Raw genomic sequence first — 15,933 nt, 5'->3', positions numbered from 1 at the left:
CGATCATTTATACCAGTTGCATTTTAACCAGTACATCATTTGAACAATTTTTTGCGTTCAAATGATCCTTTTCCTTCCCGCAGCTGATGATCTGAGCGTTCTCTTCATTCTCCCCAAGTCGCCACGCGCGGCGCAGATTTTACTGTGCCCAAGCGCGTGGCGGCGTTGATCAAGCAATTTTTCAAGAGGATTTCATAATGACCTATCATGAACCCAATCGCCACAAAGCGGCCAAACACACCCGAAACAAAGCAACCAAATTGTCGACAAGCATGCCCCATCCCGTGCATCGCCCCAACAATGACCCCAAAGAACCGTTCCTGTTCAATTTCACCAAAGGCTTGTCTCATGGTGAAAACGGATTGCTGAAAAACGAACAGGATTATCGTGACTTTGCGAAAGGCACCCAAACACATGATCCCAACGTTTTTGCCGCCGTCAGCCCGCACCGCGGGCCTTTTTTAACCGTTGATCCAAACGCACATGCAGCGCTGGACTGCGAAGCGGATCGGTCGCCTTATCGTCAGTGGGAAAGCCCCACGGCCGGGCATGCCTTTGTCTTTGAGGGCCCCGACCCTGGCGCCATGACAATGCCCCCCGCCCCGGAAGCGGGATCAGCAGAATTCGCGGCGGAGATTGCGGAGGTTTACCAAATGGCACTGGGCCGCGAATGGGGCGTTGCGTCATTAATGAGCACTGAACTGGTGGGTGCGTTAACCACCTTGGGTGGCAAAAAATTGTCTGCTGCCGCAGCCAAACGGATCACCTCATGCAATGCCAAGGCCAAAGACGCTGCAGACACACTTAGCCACCTACGCTGGTTTAAAGGCCGCGACGCGCTCAACGATACTGCGGACGCCGCCCAACGCGACCGGCGCCGGTTTGGTAAAAAACAGACACCATCCAATATATTTCGCGGTGAAGGCGAAGACAGCTGGCACACTCCATTCTTGTCGCAATTGATGTTTATGGGATCAGGCGGATGCACACGAGACCTGAAAAAGCGCGCATCAGGCACCATCGCCTATGGCGCACAAAGCATCGACCAAAAGGTCCGCGTGGCGAAACCTGAAACCGATTACATGATGAAATGGGCCGATTATATCGACGTGCAGAACGGGGCCAATGTCCGCCCCCTTGCGTCGGAATTTATCCCTGGGGCACGACGTAGAATGTCAAGCTTACGCGACATGGCCACATATGTGCACGATGATCAACTGTATCAGGCATATCTGAATGCAGCGTTGATTTTACTGGATGAAAAGTTTGCTTTTGATTCCGGCATCCCATTTCATGGCGCGTCTGCCAATGCCTTATCACGCAATAACCGCGAACCGTTTGCCTTGTTTGGTGGCCCGCATCTGTTGACGTTGGTCACCGAAGTGTCGAGCCGTGCGTTAAAAGCGGTACGCTTGCAAAAGTTTACGGTGCACCGCCGTTTGCGCCCGGAAGCAGCCGCTGCCCTGTTTCACACCGTTTTCACGGAATACCACCCGCACCGCGATTTGCCCGGAACATCGCCTTATGACGCAACCGGGACATCCGCTGAATGCTTGGCCCGCCACCAAATGGCCAGCCTGATCGCGCCTTACACCCATCCATATGCAAGTGATGGCACATCGCAAGGGTCAGACCCTGCGCTGGACAAAATCCTGACCGAAGTGCGCCTGCACAACGAGAAAAACTGTGGGGATACAACGTGGCTGCTGCCGATGGCTTTCCCGGAAGGGTCACCCATGCATCCCGCATATGGCGCGGGGCATGCGACAGTCGCCGGGGCGTGTGTGACTTTGTTAAAAGCCTTTTTCAACATGTCCGATCACAAGAACCCAAAGTCACCAGCGTATCTGGTGAAGCCCAAGGACCAAGCCCTGGTTCCGGATTGCGCTGCGTCCCCCGAAGACGTCACGATTGATGCTTTGGCGCTGCCCATGGAAAAAGGTCTGACCCTGGAAGGCGAGCTGAACAAGCTGATTTGGAACATCTCGAATGCGCGTAACATCGGTGGGGTGCATTTCTACACCGACTATATTGAATCGGCACTTCTGGGCGAAGCGATCACCATCGGCATTCTACGCGAACAAATGATGGCATATCATGCGGAAGAAAACGTGGAAATGACAGTGCCGCTGCTGGTGGAACGCAGATTGCCAGACGCGTTGCTGACAGGCGCGGACCCCAGTGCAATGGGCAAAGTCAAAGCTGTCAAAATCCGCAGCGATGGGACGCTCACAGCGGCTGACCCAACACCGGGCCGGTAAAATACACCAAAAGGAAGGCTGGCTATATTTGAGCCGGCCTTTCTGGTTTCTCTGATCTTTTCCGGAGCTGTTTTATGTCCATTCCCCCAATCGTCGACATCACAATAGGTCTTGTGCTGGTTTATTTGGTTCTAAGCCTACTCAGCACCAGCATAAACGAAGCCATCGCAGGTTTTTTGCGGTTGCGCGGCAAAGTGCTGTTTCACGAAATAAACAAGATCCTTGATGACGCCCAAGTGCGGGACGGCTTTTGGGCCTCTGGTCTGATGCGGTCCTTCAGCAGGCAAAGCACAGCGCAACACATCAGCGCCAAAACCGCGCCCAGTTATGTCGAAGCACATTTGTTTTCCAAAGCCCTTGTGTCGACACTTGCAAAAACCGGCGATGCCAAGGGTCAAAAACCATCTGAGCTATTGCAAGGCTTGGGCAAAGGCACCGGCTTGGAAGATGTCCTGAAACAAATCGCTTTGGACGCAGACAACACATTGGAACTTTTTCACAGCGGCATCGAAGTGTGGTTCGATGCCGTCATGGATCGTGCATCGGGCGTCTATAAAAGGCATCTGACCGTGGTGTCCGGTTTGTCTGCGGCCATAATCGTGGTCATGGCAGACGCAGACACATTGGAGATCAGCAAATCCATCTGGCAAGATGATGCCCTACGGCAAGCCGTTGTCGAAAAGGCGCAAGCGGTTTTATCCAACGCAACTGTTTCCGAAACCGGCGCTGTTCCGACCGTCGATGCAACAGCATTAAGTAACACCTTCTCCACCTTGATGCCGCATCCCTTGGGGTGGTCGGGCAACGGGTGCATTACGACGGCTTGTTTGGGCGATTACGATCTTCAAGACTGGCTGGCCAAGGCATTTGGCTGGATCTTAAGCACATTGGCTGTGATGCTGGGCGCCCCGTTCTGGTTTGACCGTTTGCAGCAACTTGTGCCTTTGCGCACAAGCGGTCCTTTGCGTGGCGCCCCAACTCATCAGAATGCCAGCCCTCATGGTACGCCTTAGAACCCGCAGCCACCATCAAACGTCAGCGTCACAGGCTCACCTGCAAACCGTTTGTTAAAAGGAATTGCAAATGGTGGCCTCATGCGGAATACATTGTCTAGTTGTATAGAGTTCGCATCCCGACAATAAGGTGGCCGCATGACCACAACACAGACCGACATCGTCTTTGCCAATGCCCGTTTGATATTACCCACAGACGTAATTGTTGGAGGGCTTCGTGTCCAAAACGGGCAAATCGTGGATATTCATCAAGGCACCCATGTCCCACCCTTTGCAATTGATTGCGAAGGGCGGTTCTTAGCGCCCGGCCTGATCGAACTTCACACCGATAACCTTGAACGGCACATGCAGCCCCGCCCCAAAGTCAATTGGCCGCACAAGGCCGCGATTTTGGGGCATGATCGAGAGATGGCAGGCTGCGGAGTTACGACCGTTTTTGATGCAATTCGCGTGGGATCCATCGTGTCAGACAGCGGCAAAAAGCGCTACGGACGCTACGCCCGTTCCATGGCCGACGACCTGTTGGCCATGCGCGACGACAATGTCTTGCGGATCAGTCATCACATCCATTTGCGTGCCGAACTCTGTTCTGAAACACTCGCGGAAGAGCTGGAGGAATTCGGCCTAGACGACCACATCGGTATCGTGTCCTTGATGGATCACACACCTGGTCAGCGGCAATTCCGCGATCTCAAGAAATTCGAAGACTACGTGTGCGGGAAAAACGGGCTGTCCCGCGACAACTTCGGCGACTACATCGACTTTCTTTACGGATTACAGGCAAAACTTGGCACCAAACATGAAGATGCAGCCATTGCCGCGGCAGCACGTTATGGCGCGACCCTTGCCAGCCACGACGACACCACCGCAGATCAAGTGACGCACAGCCATGCCAACGGGGTGACGCTGGCAGAATTCCCCACAAGCATCGAGGCGGCCAAAGCCAGCAAAGACGCACAAATGGCCACAATCATGGGCGCCCCGAACTTGGTGCGCGGTGGGTCACATTCCGGGAACGTCGCGGCACTGGAGCTGGCAGAATTGGGCCATTTGGACATTCTGTCATCCGACTACATTCCAGCCGCTTTGCTGCAAGGCGCGCTGCAACTGGCAGAGCTTTGGGACGATATGGCCGCGGGGTTGGCTACAGTCACTGGCAATCCCGCAAAGGGCTGCGGCCTGTCCGACAGGGGATCACTGGCTTTAAACACACGCGCAGATCTTGTGATGTTTGATGTCTATGGCGGGCTGCCCTTGATCCATGGCGTTTGGTGCCGGGGCCTTCGGGTCGCCTAAAGCGCTGCTTCCAGAATTTGCGCAAGATCAGCAGGACCTAAAGGCACCGCGTTCTTTTTGCTGGACGATGCTTGCACACCGGCTTGCGCCAAAGCAGGAATGTCATTGGCCATCACCCCCCAATGCGCCAAACGCGGCAAACCCTGTATTTGCACCCATTGCTCAAACCCCGACAACGGGTCACTTACATCAACAGGCGCAAAGACCTGCGCAATCGCGTCAATGCAAAACCTGATCCGACCTTGTATGTCTGTACTGGCCTCTTCCGATGCCAGATTGGCCCGCAACGTTGGCGCCAAAAGCCTGCCACACAGCGCCCCGTGTGGCGCTTGATACGCCCCACCCAGAACAGATGCCAAACCATGCGCAACGCCCAACCCCCCATTCGCCAAGGCCAACCCGCTGGACAAGCTGCTCCAGGCAAGGCGTGTCCACGCATCTTCATCAGGCGCCTCCATCACCTGACGCACAGCCGCGATGCTTGCGCCAACGGCTGGCGTCGTCAAAGCGCACGAAAACGGGGTCGCTGCAGACGACGTATGCGCCTCAATGTTCTGAACAACCGCATCCAAACCTGAAAATAACGCGACCTTGCGCGGGGCCGATAGCATGAGGGACGGGTCCACAATCGCAATGTCAGGCTGCAAAGCGGGGCCGCGCAAACTGACCTTGGCGGTGGTTTGCGCAGATCCAAGAACCGCATTTGATGTCACTTCGGCGCCGGTGCCTGCAGTTGTGGGCAATACGATCAGGGTTATGGCGCGTCCATGCGCATGAAACTGTCCAAAATCCGCGTCCGATAATGCGCGCCCGCGGTCAAGCGCCAAGGTCAACGCCTTTCCGGTATCAATCGCCGACCCGCCGCCGCACACAACGACACAGTCTACTGGCTGTGACCCCAGTTGGCCCAGCGCATCATTGACCGTTTCAACTGTCGGCTCAACCCGGCATGTCACGATATCAACAGTAAACTCACCGGTATCCAGGATAGCACGCAACGGTGCAGATGCCCCGTCAGAGGCACCTTTGACAACCACAACACGGGCTGCGTTTTGCGGTAGAAAGTCCAGAATATCCCGATGGGTCCCGACCCCGAAATGCACTTTTGTGGGACAGGCGAAGGAAAACGGTGCAGACATCATCGATCAATACTCAAGCGTGCACGCCACAGCCCGCCGCCAGTCCGCGTATTTTTGGTCGCGTATGTCATCTGCCATATTGGCTGTGAACTGGCGGTCCAGCGCCCATTGTTGTGCAAATTCTTGTTGGCCGGGCATGATCCCCGCTTTCATCCCCGCCAACCAGGCCACCCCCAGCGCTGTCGTTTCCAAGACCTGCGGACGATCCACAGGCGCGTCGATGATGTCGGCCAGAAACTGCATGGCCCAGTCAGAGGCGCTCATGCCCCCGTCCACGCGCAAAACCGCAGTGGCCCCTTCGGTGGACCAATCCGCACGCATCGCATCCAGCAAATCACGCGTCTGATAACCGACGCTTTCCAACGCCGCTTTGGCCAATTCATTTGGGCCTGAATTTCGCGTTAGCCCATATATGGCCCCCCGACATTCCGGGTTCCAATAGGGCGCCCCCAGCCCTGTAAACGCAGGCACAAGCACGACTGATTGCGTGTCATCAGCACCCTCAGCCAAGCCTTGCGTTTCAGATGCATCACGGATCATTTTCAACCCGTCGCGCAGCCATTGCACCACAGCCCCCGCCACAAAAATCGACCCTTCCAACGCATAAGTGGGTTTGCCGTCCAATTGATATGCGATGGTCGTCAGCAAACGATTGTTGGATTTCACAGGCGTATCGCCGGTGTTCAAAAGCGCAAAACATCCGGTGCCATATGTAGACTTCATCATGCCCGGTTCAAAACAGGCCTGCCCGATGGTCGCGGCCTGTTGGTCACCCGCCACACCGCAAATCGGGATGGGGCGACCAAACAGATCGGCGCGGCTTTCGCCAAAATCGGCGGCGCTGTCTTTGACCTGCGGCAACATGGACATGGGAATGTCGAACAGATCGCAGATCGTCTCGCTCCAACGCCCTTTACGGATGTCATACAGCATGGTCCGGGCGGCATTGGTGGCGTCTGTCACGTGGGACGCGCCCCCCGTCAGCTTCCAGATCAGATAGGTGTCGACGGTGCCAAACAGCAAATCGCCGTTCTGGGCCTTGGCACGTGCGCCTTCAACGTTGTCCAAAATCCATTTCAGTTTGGTACCGGAGAAATACGGGTCCAGCAGCAATCCTGTGCGATCCGCAAACATGTCACCGTGCCCTGCCGCGGACAATTCTTTGCAAAAGTCAGCGGTGCGGCGGTCTTGCCAGACAATCGCGTTGTGCAACGGTTGACCGGTGTTGCGGTCCCACACAATGGTGGTTTCGCGTTGGTTGGTGATGCCGATGGACACAATGTTTTCAGCGCCAATGTTGGCGCGTTCAATGACGGCGCGGCAGGTGCCTGCTGTCGTGCTCCATAGGTCGTTTGGATCATGCTCGACCCAGCCAGATTGCGGGAAAATCTGCGGGAATTCTTCTTGGGCAGTGGCAATAACATTCAAACTTTGATCAAAGATGATCGCCCGCGTGGATGTGGTGCCTTGATCAATTGCCAGTACATATTTCATCGCAAAGTTCCGTTTGGTCGCAAAAAAGGAGGCAGCCGTGGGGCCACCTCCGAAGGTGTGCCATATCACTGGCCATCAGGGAAGATCGTGGTCGTTGGGGTGCGGGGCGCATGTAGATCACGCCCCGCACATCAGTTCATAGTGACGTTATTGCCAGGATTTGATCAGCTCGTCATAAGCAACTGTTTTTGGCTCTTCGTCCTCGTTCTCAAGCTTGGCGTAAGGTGCGCCCGGCTGTGAGAACCAGTGCTCGGCGCTCATTTCCTCGTTCAGCTTTGGACCAAGATCACCTTGGACGCCTGCACGCTCAAGACGCGACAGAACTTTTTCCTGATCGGCACACAGCTGATCAAGTGCTTCCTGAGGGGTCTTTGCACCGGACATCGCGTCGCCGATGTTCTGCCACCACAGCTGCGCCAGCTTTGGATAATCAGGCACGTTTGTACCCGTTGGCGACCACTGGATGCGCGCAGGAGAGCGGTAGAATTCCACCAAACCACCCAAACGTGGCGCGCGTTCTGTGAAGTGCTCGGACGCAATGGTGCTTTCACGAATGAAGGTCAGACCCACATCAGACTTTTTCAAGTCAACTGTTTTGGACACAACAAACTGCGCATAAAGCCAAGCGGCTTGGGCGCGATCCACGGGTGTGGATTCCATCAAAGTCCAGGAACCGGCGTCTTGGTAGCCGATTTTCTGGCCCTCTTTCCAGTATACGCCGTGCGGGGATGGTGCCATCCGCCACTTAGGCGTGCCGTCTTCATTCATCACAGGCAAACCGGGTTTCACAGTGTCCGCCGTGAAGGCTGTGTACCAGAACATTTGCTGGGCAATGTTGCCTTGCGCCGGGATTGGACCCGCTTCGCCAAATGTCATGCCCGCAGCGGCCGGTGGCGTATACTTGTCGAGCCATTCAATCGCTTTGGTCACAGCATAAACCGCCGCAGGGGCGTTTGTGGCCCCGCCACGTGCGACACAGGATCCGGTAGGTTGTGAATTTTCGTTCACACGAATGCCCCACTCGTCGACTGGCAGACCGTTTGGTTCGCCCGCGTCACCCATACCAGCCATGGACATCCACGCGTCGGTGTAACGCCAACCCAAAGACGGGTCCTTCTTGCCGTAGTCCATGTTGCCAAAGACTTCGCCTTCAACGTCGAGGTGGCTCAGGTCGCGGCCCGTGAAGAATTCCGCGATGTCTTCGTAAGCAGACCAGTTGACCGGAACGCCCAGATCATAGCCGTATTTCGCTTGGAAGTCGGCTTTGTTTTTGTCGTCGTTGAACCAGTCATAGCGGAACCAATACAGGTTCGCGAACTGCTGTGTGGGCAGCTGGTACAGCTTGCCATCGGGGCCTGTCGTGAATGACGTACCGATAAAGTCCGCGATATCCAGCGTGGGCAACGTCACGGATGCGCCTTCGCCTGCCATCCAGTCTGTCAGGTTGCGCACTTGCTTGTAACGCCAGTGTGTACCGATCAGATCAGAGTCGTTGATATAGGCGTCATAGATGTTTTCGCCCGACTGCATTTGCGTTTGCAGCTTTTCCACAACATCGCCTTCGCCGATCAAGTCATGCGTGACCTTGATACCAGTGATGGCTTCGAACGCTGGCGCCAGCACTTCGCTTTCGTACTGGTGTGTCGCGATGGTTTCAGACACCACCTTGATTTCCATGTCTTTGTAAGGTGCGGCAGCATCCACAAAGAACTGCATTTCGGCTTCTTGGTCTGCCCGCGATAACGTGGACAGTTCACCGATTTCTGCGTCAAGGAACGACTTTGCGGCATCCATGTCGGCAAAAGCCGCACCGCTTGTCATTCCAAGCCCCAGCGTCAGTGCTGTGCTTGATTTCAAGATAAACTTCATAATTCCCTCCCTATTGGAATTGGTCGTTTGGTTGGCCCAACTACACCCAGCGAAACACCGCCGCCGCGTAAACAAGGCATACAAGCAGCGCAAAAGGTTGGTTTGCGCCAATCACGCCCAGCCATGCCAAATTGATAAAGGCAGAGCCAAGCAGTGTGATGAAAAGACGATCGCCACGCGTCGTCTCGATCCGTAAAACACCCTTGCGGGGCGTTTCAGGGTATTTGATCGCCAGCACCGTGAAGACGGTCAAAATGCAAGCGATGATGATGAAGAAAATCGCGGTGGGCCATGTCCATGCCATCCAAGCCATTGTCTGATCCCTTTCCTATACCCGGCCCAGGGCAAAGCCCTTGGCGATGTAGTTTCGTACGAAGTAAATCACCAATGCGCCGGGCACGACGGTCAGTACGCCTGCTGCGGCCAAGACGCCCCAGTCGATGCCAGACGCCCCTTGGGTTCGCGTCATGATGGCCGCGATGGGTTTGGCATCTACGGTTGTCAGGGTCCGCGACAGCAGCAATTCGACCCATGAGAACATGAAACAGAAAAACGCAGCGACCCCGATGCCCGACGAAATCAAGGGCATGAAGATCTTCACAAAGAAGCGCCCGAACGAATAGCCGTCGATGTAGGCTGTCTCGTCGATTTCCTTGGGCACGCCACGCATAAAGCCCTCAAGAATCCACACCGCCAGCGGCACGTTGAACAAACAGTGCGCCAGAGCCACCGCGATATGCGTATCGAACAAGCCCACCGACGAATACAGCTGAAAGAACGGTAAGGCGAAAACAGCAGGCGGCGCCATGCGGTTGGTCAGCAGCCAGAAAAACAGCTGATTGTCGCCCATGAACCGGTAGCGGCTGAACGCATAGGCCGCGGGCAGTGCCACTGTCAGGCTGATCGCGGTGTTCATCAAAACGTAGATCAACGAATTGACGTAGCCCATGTACCACGACGGGTCCGTCAGGATCGTCGCGTAATTTGCAAAGGTCAGATCATTGGGAAACAGGCTGAAGGTGTTCAGGATTTCCGTATTTGTCTTCAGGCTCATGTTTAGCAGCCAATAGATCGGCAACAGCATGAACGTCAGATAGATCGTCATCACAACGGCGCTTTTGTTCACCTTGAAGCGCGGCTCTTTCTTGGGTTTGACATAGGCGTCCAAGCCGCCGGAAAGATCATAATTCATATGTGCCATGCGCTAGCCGTCCTTTTTGTCCATGTTGGTCATGACGGTGTAGAACACCCATGAAATCAACAAGATAACGAGATAATACATGATGGAAAACGCGGCCGCTGGCCCCAGATCAAACTGGCCCAAAGCCATCTTGACCAGATCAATCGACAGCAGGGTCGTGGCATTGCCCGGACCCCCACCTGTGACCACGAAAGGTTCGGTGTAGATCATGAAACTGTCCATGAAGCGCAAAAGAATGGCGATCATCAAGACCCCTGCCATCTTGGGCAGCTCGATGTAGCGAAAGATGGCCCAGCGGCTGGCCTGATCAATCTTGGCAGCCTGATAATAGGCATCGGGGATGGATTTCAGCCCCGCAAAAGCCAGCAACGCCACCAGCGATGTCCAATGCCACACATCCATCACGATGATCGTGGCCCATGCCGCAAAGGTGTTTTGCGTGTAGTTGTAGGAAATGCCCAGCGTGTCCAACGTATAGCCCAAAAGGCCAATATCGACGCGCCCGAAAATCTGCCAGATGGTGCCAACCACGTTCCACGGGATCAGCAGCGGCAAGGACATCAACACCAGACACAGGCTGGACCAAAAGCCACTTTTGGGCATGTTGAGGGCGACAAAAATGCCCAGAGGAATCTGGATGGTCAGGATGATCGCCGAGAACATCAACTGACGGCCCAATGCATCCCACATGCGCTCGGACTGCAACATCTCGGAAAACCACTCAAGCCCCACCCAGAAAAAGACGTTCTGCCCAAAGGTGTCCTGCACCGAATAATTGACGACCGTCATCAGCGGAATGACGGCGGAAAAGGCGACCAGCAAAAGGACTGGAAGGATCAGGAACCACGCCTTTTGGTTAACTGTTTTTTCCATCAGGCGGCCTTTCCGGTTTGAAGCCAATCATCGACGTAAACGTTCACTTGCGCCGGATCGAAGACCACTTTGGTCATGTCGGGCGAGATTGACGTGCTTTCACCCGCAACAATGTTGATTTCTGTGCCAAACAGGTCGGCACGCACGATCTTGTGGCGGCCCACGTCCTCGACGCGGCGGATGCTGACAGGCAGACCCGGCCCGTCCGTCAATGTCACAAATTCAGGGCGTACCCCGATTTCGACTTTGCCGCTTAACGCGTCATACCCACGGTTCAGGTCCAGCGACGCACCATGCACGGACGCAGTTTTTCCCGTAATCTCAGCGGGAATGACATTCATCCCCGGCGACCCGATGAAGTATCCCACAAAAGTATGCTGTGGCTTTTCAAACAATTCCTGCGGCGTGCCGATCTGCACAACCCGCCCGTCGTACATGACCACAACCTTGTCTGCGAAGGTCAACGCTTCTGTTTGGTCGTGGGTCACATAGATCATGGTGTGTCCGAATTCGTGGTGCAGCGATTTCAACTGCGTGCGCAATTCCCACTTCATATGCGGGTCGATTACCGTCAGTGGTTCGTCAAACAACAAGGCGTTCACGTCTTCGCGCACCATGCCCCGCCCCAGCGATATTTTTTGCTTGGCGTCTGCCGTCAGACCGCGGGCGCGCTTGTTCAGCTCAGCCTCCATCCCGATCATTTGGCCGATTTGCTGCACACGGTCCTGAATGTACTGCGCACTGGCCCCGCGGTTTTTCAGCGGAAACGCCAGATTGTCGCGCACAGTCATCGTGTCGTAGACCACCGGAAACTGGAAAACCTGCGCAATATTGCGGTCCGCGGTTGAGGCCTGTGTGACATCCTTGTCATCAAACAGAATGCGGCCTTGCGACGGGTGCAACAGCCCGGAAATGATGTTCAGCAGCGTTGATTTACCACAGCCCGACGACCCAAGCAGCGCATAGGCTTCGCCGTCCGCCCAGTCGTGGTTCAACTCTTTCAGGGCAAAGTCGTCCTCGCCCTTGGGGTTTGGATAGTAGGAATGTGCCAGATTTTGCAGCGTGATTTTTGCCATGTGTCTGTCCCCCTCAGGCCGCAAGCGCGTAGGATGCGGGGGCGACCAGATCGCCATTTTCGCTAAAGATGTAGATGTGGCTTGGGTCCAGATAGACCGGCAACGCTGCACCCAATGGTAAATCATGCACGCCATGCACCAAACCAACCCACTTTTCGCCATGATGATCGAGATGCACAAAAGTCTCGGACCCCGTCAGCTCTGTCACAATCAGATGTGTGTCGAATTCAAGCGCACCGCTGCTTTGAGCCGACAATTCAACGTGGTTGGGCCGGAAGCCTGCTGTATATGTCCCATCATGAAGCGTGGCCATTGATCCGGTGGCCGCCACAGTCTGACCCGCGCCAAACGAAATTTCAGATCCGGATTTCGTAACTGTCAAAAAATTCATCGGCGGGTCACTGAAAACCCGCGCGGTCGTCGCGTTTACCGGTCGGCGATAGACCGTTGGTGTCAGGTCAAACTGCGTCACGCGTCCTTCCCACAGGGCAGCCGTATGCCCCCCAAGCAAAAGCGCTTCTTCGGGTTCCGTTGTTGCATAAACAAAGATTGAACCCGCTTCTTCGAAGATCTTGGGGATTTCGACGCGCAGCTCTTCGCGCAATTTGTAATCCAGATTGGCCAGCGGTTCGTCCAGCAAAACCAACCCTGCGTCCTTGACCAAAGCGCGTGCCAAGGCACAGCGTTGTTGTTGCCCGCCCGACAGCTCCAACGGCTTGCGTTGCAACATCGGAGACAGCTGCATCAAGTCGGCAGCTTTGTGGACTGCTGCATCAATTTCGCTGCGTGATTTGCCCATCAGCCGCAACGGTGATGCGATATTTTCATAGACGGTCATCGAAGGGTAATTGATGAATTGCTGGTAGACCATCGCGACCTTGCGATCCTGCACGCGCATACCTGTGACGTCCTCGCCCTGCCAAAACACCTGACCCTCGGTTGGCACATCAAGGCCCGCCATCAGACGCATAAGGGACGTCTTGCCAGAAGAAGTTGGCCCCAAAAGGACGTTCATCGTCCCTTTGTTCAGCGTCAAATGGGTCGGGTGGATATGTGTTGCCCCGTTCACCACTTTGGATACGCCTTTAAGTTCCAGCGTCATGTCGTCCCCCTATTCAGCCGCAGCGTTTTGTAACGCCGTCAGCTGTCCTTTTATCCATGCGTCCAACGTAGAAATTTGTGCCGCAGTCATGCGCAACCCAAGTTTGCTACGTCGCCACACCACATCATCAGCGGCGCGGACATATTCGTTTTCAATCAACCACTGGACCTCAGCTTGATACAAATCAGCCCCGAAACCCGTACCTAAATCTTTTAGCGTGGCGGCATCGCCCAACATATCTTTGGCTTCGGTGCCGTAGGCCTTAACCAATCGGGCAGCCCAAGCATCAGTCAGAAAAGGGAAGCTGCCCTTGGTTTGCCGTATCAATGCGTCCACACCGTCCACCGGAAAATCACCGCCGGGCAAAGGCACGCGGGCGGTCCATGGTTTGGCATCGACAGGTAGCACTTCTTGAATTTTCTCAAGCGCACTTTCTGCCAGACAGCGATAGGTCGTGATCTTGCCGCCAAAGACGTTCAACGCAGGCGCACCGCGCCCTTCGTCCAGCTTCAAAACATAGTCGCGGGTCGCAGCCGATGCGCTGCTTGCACCGTCGTCATACAAGGGACGCACACCCGAATATGTCCAAACCACATCGGCTGCGCTGATCGGCGCCTGAAGGTATTCGTTGATGAAGTTAATCAGATAATCCTGTTCTTCGGGCGTACATTCCGGCGTCACAGACGCATCCGGATGGTCATTGTCCGTGGTGCCAATAACGGTGAAATCGTTTTCGTAAGGAATTGCAAAAATGATGCGACCGTCAGTGCCTTGGAAGAAGTAGCACTTGTCATGGTCAAACAGCTTTTTCGTGACAATATGGCTGCCGCGCACCAACCGCACACCGGCTTGCGAGTTGCTTTTCAACGTGCCGCGCAGCACATCACCAACCCAAGGGCCAGCCGCATTCACAACCATCGCGGCCGTAACGGTGGAAGTGACGCCAGTGGCGCTGTCTTCCAAAACAACTGACCAAACACCGTCTTCGACATCTGCGCCAATGACCTTGGTGCGTGTCCGGACATCGGCGCCGCGTATCTCTGCGTCTCTGGCGTTCAACACGACAAGGCGCGAATCTTCGACCCAGCAGTCGGAATATTCGTACGCTTTCTCAAAGTGGTCCTTCAGACCGTTCCCTTCCGGAGCATCACGCAAATCAAGATTTGTGGTGCCGGGCAGAATTTCACGGCCGCCAAGATTATCGTATAAAAACAGGCCCAGCCGGATCAGCCAAGCAGGGCGGCGACCTTTCATCCATGGCATCACGGCCCCGAGCAGTTTTGAGGTGGGCGTGGACATGTCGAAGCGCATGCTTTCGTGGTAGGGCAGCACAAAGCGCATCGGCCAGGAAATATGGGGCATTGCCCGCAAAAGATTTTCGCGTTCAATCAAGGCTTCACGCACAAGACGGAATTCAAAATATTCCAGATATCGCAAGCCGCCGTGAAAAAGTTTTGTCGAAGAGGCAGACGTGGCTGATCCCAGATCGTTCATCTCGGCAAGGCAAACACGCAAACCGCGACCCGTGGCGTCACGCGCAATGCCACAGCCGTTGATGCCGCCGCCAATAATCAGCAGATCGAAATCCGGTTCCATTGAAGCCCTCCCGACACGCAGCCCTCCCGCCGCGATAACGCAAAGGTGACAAGGAACGCATGAAAAAGGAAGCAAAAAATGTTCGTTTATGATCGTTTTTCAGTTACCCATTGAATTCATTATACTATTTTCGTTGGCACACGAAAACAAATCGAACATTTTCGAACACGAACCTACGCAAAGATTCGTGACACGGATAATTTTCGCGCTAAAATGACCCCAAACGAACATTGGAGGTTCATTGGTGGTGTTAACCATACGCAAGCCGGAAATTCTGACAATTGCCCGCCGCGAGGGCAAAGTGACCGTGGACGGGCTTGTGGATTACTTCGGCGTTACCCCCCAAACCATCCGCCGCGATTTGACTGAAATGGCAGATGCCGGGCAGCTTGAACGCGTCCATGGTGGTGCGATCCTGCCATCCACAACTGTAAACATCGCCTACAATGAACGCCGCCAGTTAAACCAGGCGTCCAAAGTCGACATTGCCCGCGCCTGCGCCCGCCACATCCCCAACGATTGCTCAATCTTTTTGAACATCGGCACGACCACCGAAGCCGTCGCCGTTGAGCTGTTGAACCATCAGGGCCTACTTGTGTTCACCAACAACATCAACATCGCCCACACCCTGTCGAGCAGCCCAGACATCGAAGTCGCAGTCACCGGCGGCCAAATGCGCAAATCCGACGGGGCCCTGACCGGTGATTTCGCCCGAACAACCATTGAACAGTTCCGGTTTGACTATGCGGTCATTGGCTGTTCGGCCTTGCGCGCAGATGGCGATATTCTGGACTTTGACCTGCAAGAGGTCGGCATCAGTAAGGCCATCATCCAACAAAGCGACAAGGTGTTCTTGGCTGCTGACCATTCCAAATTCGAACGAAAAGCGCCTGCGCGCGTGGCATCCATGGGCGATATGGCAGCGATTTTCACCGACAAGCCATTGCCCGAGACCTGCAAACAGCTTTGCGATGCCTCTGACACGCGTATTGTCTACGCCTGAACCTTAGCTC

General features: G+C 55.0%; 13 protein-coding genes. 4 read left to right on the top strand and 9 right to left on the bottom strand.

Annotated elements, in window-relative coordinates:
- Positions 1-197: 197 nt before the first annotated feature.
- The 3 genes from ASD8599_RS01855 (at position 198) to ASD8599_RS01845 (ending at position 4,570) form a co-directional block, all read left to right on the top strand.
- Positions 198-2,261 carry a phosphatase PAP2 family protein gene (locus ASD8599_RS01855; protein WP_108826960.1) on the top strand — a complete coding sequence of 688 codons (2,064 nt, stop codon included), beginning with the start codon at positions 198-200 and terminating at the stop codon, positions 2,259-2,261.
- 74 nt (positions 2,262-2,335) lie between these two features.
- Positions 2,336-3,274 carry a hypothetical protein gene (locus tag ASD8599_RS01850; protein ID WP_108826959.1) on the top strand — a complete coding sequence of 313 codons (939 nt, stop codon included), beginning with the start codon at positions 2,336-2,338 and terminating at the stop codon, positions 3,272-3,274.
- Between the two features lie 138 nt (positions 3,275-3,412).
- Positions 3,413-4,570 carry an alpha-D-ribose 1-methylphosphonate 5-triphosphate diphosphatase gene (locus ASD8599_RS01845; RefSeq protein WP_108826958.1) on the top strand — a complete coding sequence of 386 codons (1,158 nt, stop codon included), beginning with the start codon at positions 3,413-3,415 and terminating at the stop codon, positions 4,568-4,570.
- On the opposite strand, the gene ASD8599_RS01840 is transcribed toward ASD8599_RS01845, so the two are convergent.
- From ASD8599_RS01840 to glpD, 9 genes are all read right to left on the bottom strand, one after another.
- Entirely contained in the window at positions 4,567-5,709 is a 1,143-nt protein-coding gene (locus ASD8599_RS01840) for an iron-containing alcohol dehydrogenase (protein ID WP_181364384.1), read from the bottom strand. The genes ASD8599_RS01845 and ASD8599_RS01840 overlap by 4 nt on opposite strands.
- 6 nt (positions 5,710-5,715) lie before the next feature.
- Positions 5,716-7,203: a glycerol kinase GlpK gene (gene glpK, locus ASD8599_RS01835; protein ID WP_108826956.1), complete on the bottom strand. Its 1,488-nt coding sequence runs from the start codon at positions 7,201-7,203 to the stop codon at positions 5,716-5,718.
- A 147-nt stretch (positions 7,204-7,350) separates the two neighbouring features.
- Positions 7,351-9,072, bottom strand: coding sequence for an ABC transporter substrate-binding protein (locus ASD8599_RS01830; protein WP_108826955.1), 1,722 nt, complete (start codon positions 9,070-9,072; stop codon positions 7,351-7,353).
- Between the two features lie 40 nt (positions 9,073-9,112).
- A complete protein-coding gene (locus ASD8599_RS01825; RefSeq protein WP_108826954.1) occupies positions 9,113-9,385 on the bottom strand; it encodes a DUF2160 domain-containing protein in 273 nt (90 codons plus the stop codon).
- A gap of 15 nt (positions 9,386-9,400) precedes the next feature.
- On the bottom strand, positions 9,401-10,264 hold the full coding sequence (locus tag ASD8599_RS01820; protein WP_245926113.1) for a carbohydrate ABC transporter permease: 864 nt from the start codon (positions 10,262-10,264) through the stop codon (positions 9,401-9,403).
- A gap of 12 nt (positions 10,265-10,276) precedes the next feature.
- A complete protein-coding gene (locus ASD8599_RS01815; RefSeq protein ID WP_108826953.1) occupies positions 10,277-11,146 on the bottom strand; it encodes a carbohydrate ABC transporter permease in 870 nt (289 codons plus the stop codon).
- The gene (locus tag ASD8599_RS01810) at positions 11,146-12,222 is read right to left on the bottom strand and encodes an ABC transporter ATP-binding protein (RefSeq protein ID WP_108826952.1); all 1,077 of its coding nucleotides are present in this window, start codon (positions 12,220-12,222) and stop codon (positions 11,146-11,148) included. Before ASD8599_RS01810 ends, ASD8599_RS01815 begins: the two co-directional genes overlap by 1 nt.
- A gap of 13 nt (positions 12,223-12,235) precedes the next feature.
- Positions 12,236-13,324, bottom strand: a complete 1,089-nt coding sequence (locus ASD8599_RS01805; protein ID WP_108826951.1) for an ABC transporter ATP-binding protein — start codon at positions 13,322-13,324, stop codon at positions 12,236-12,238.
- A 9-nt stretch (positions 13,325-13,333) separates the two neighbouring features.
- Entirely contained in the window at positions 13,334-14,920 is a 1,587-nt protein-coding gene (gene glpD / locus ASD8599_RS01800) for a glycerol-3-phosphate dehydrogenase (protein ID WP_108826950.1), read from the bottom strand.
- A gap of 244 nt (positions 14,921-15,164) precedes the next feature.
- On the opposite strand from glpD, the gene ASD8599_RS01795 reads away from it, so the two are divergent.
- Positions 15,165-15,923 (top strand): DeoR/GlpR family DNA-binding transcription regulator, encoded by a 759-nt coding sequence (locus tag ASD8599_RS01795; RefSeq protein WP_108829953.1) that lies wholly within the window; start codon positions 15,165-15,167, stop codon positions 15,921-15,923.
- Positions 15,924-15,933: the final 10 nt, after the last annotated feature.

The sequence above is a fragment of the Ascidiaceihabitans donghaensis genome (assembly GCF_900302465.1).
Lineage (GTDB): Bacteria > Pseudomonadota > Alphaproteobacteria > Rhodobacterales > Rhodobacteraceae > Ascidiaceihabitans > Ascidiaceihabitans donghaensis.
This window is presented reverse-complemented; position numbering and strand designations above follow the sequence as displayed.

What these genes read in the sequence shown, in the direction of transcription:
- ASD8599_RS01855 (WP_108826960.1), top strand. Translation starts at nt 198, where the DNA reads ATGACCTATCATGAACCCAATCGCCACAAAGCGGCCAAACACACCCGA.
- ASD8599_RS01850 (WP_108826959.1), top strand. Translation starts at nt 2,336, where the DNA reads ATGTCCATTCCCCCAATCGTCGACATCACAATAGGTCTTGTGCTGGTT.
- ASD8599_RS01845 (WP_108826958.1), top strand. Translation starts at nt 3,413, where the DNA reads ATGACCACAACACAGACCGACATCGTCTTTGCCAATGCCCGTTTGATA.
- ASD8599_RS01840 (WP_181364384.1), bottom strand. Translation starts at nt 5,709, where the DNA reads ATGTCTGCACCGTTTTCCTTCGCCTGTCCCACAAAAGTGCATTTCGGG.
- glpK (WP_108826956.1), bottom strand. Translation starts at nt 7,203, where the DNA reads ATGAAATATGTACTGGCAATTGATCAAGGCACCACATCCACGCGGGCG.
- ASD8599_RS01830 (WP_108826955.1), bottom strand. Translation starts at nt 9,072, where the DNA reads ATGAAGTTTATCTTGAAATCAAGCACAGCACTGACGCTGGGGCTTGGA.
- ASD8599_RS01825 (WP_108826954.1), bottom strand. Translation starts at nt 9,385, where the DNA reads ATGGCTTGGATGGCATGGACATGGCCCACCGCGATTTTCTTCATCATC.
- ASD8599_RS01820 (WP_245926113.1), bottom strand. Translation starts at nt 10,264, where the DNA reads ATGAATTATGATCTTTCCGGCGGCTTGGACGCCTATGTCAAACCCAAG.
- ASD8599_RS01815 (WP_108826953.1), bottom strand. Translation starts at nt 11,146, where the DNA reads ATGGAAAAAACAGTTAACCAAAAGGCGTGGTTCCTGATCCTTCCAGTC.
- ASD8599_RS01810 (WP_108826952.1), bottom strand. Translation starts at nt 12,222, where the DNA reads ATGGCAAAAATCACGCTGCAAAATCTGGCACATTCCTACTATCCAAAC.
- ASD8599_RS01805 (WP_108826951.1), bottom strand. Translation starts at nt 13,324, where the DNA reads ATGACGCTGGAACTTAAAGGCGTATCCAAAGTGGTGAACGGGGCAACA.
- glpD (WP_108826950.1), bottom strand. Translation starts at nt 14,920, where the DNA reads ATGGAACCGGATTTCGATCTGCTGATTATTGGCGGCGGCATCAACGGC.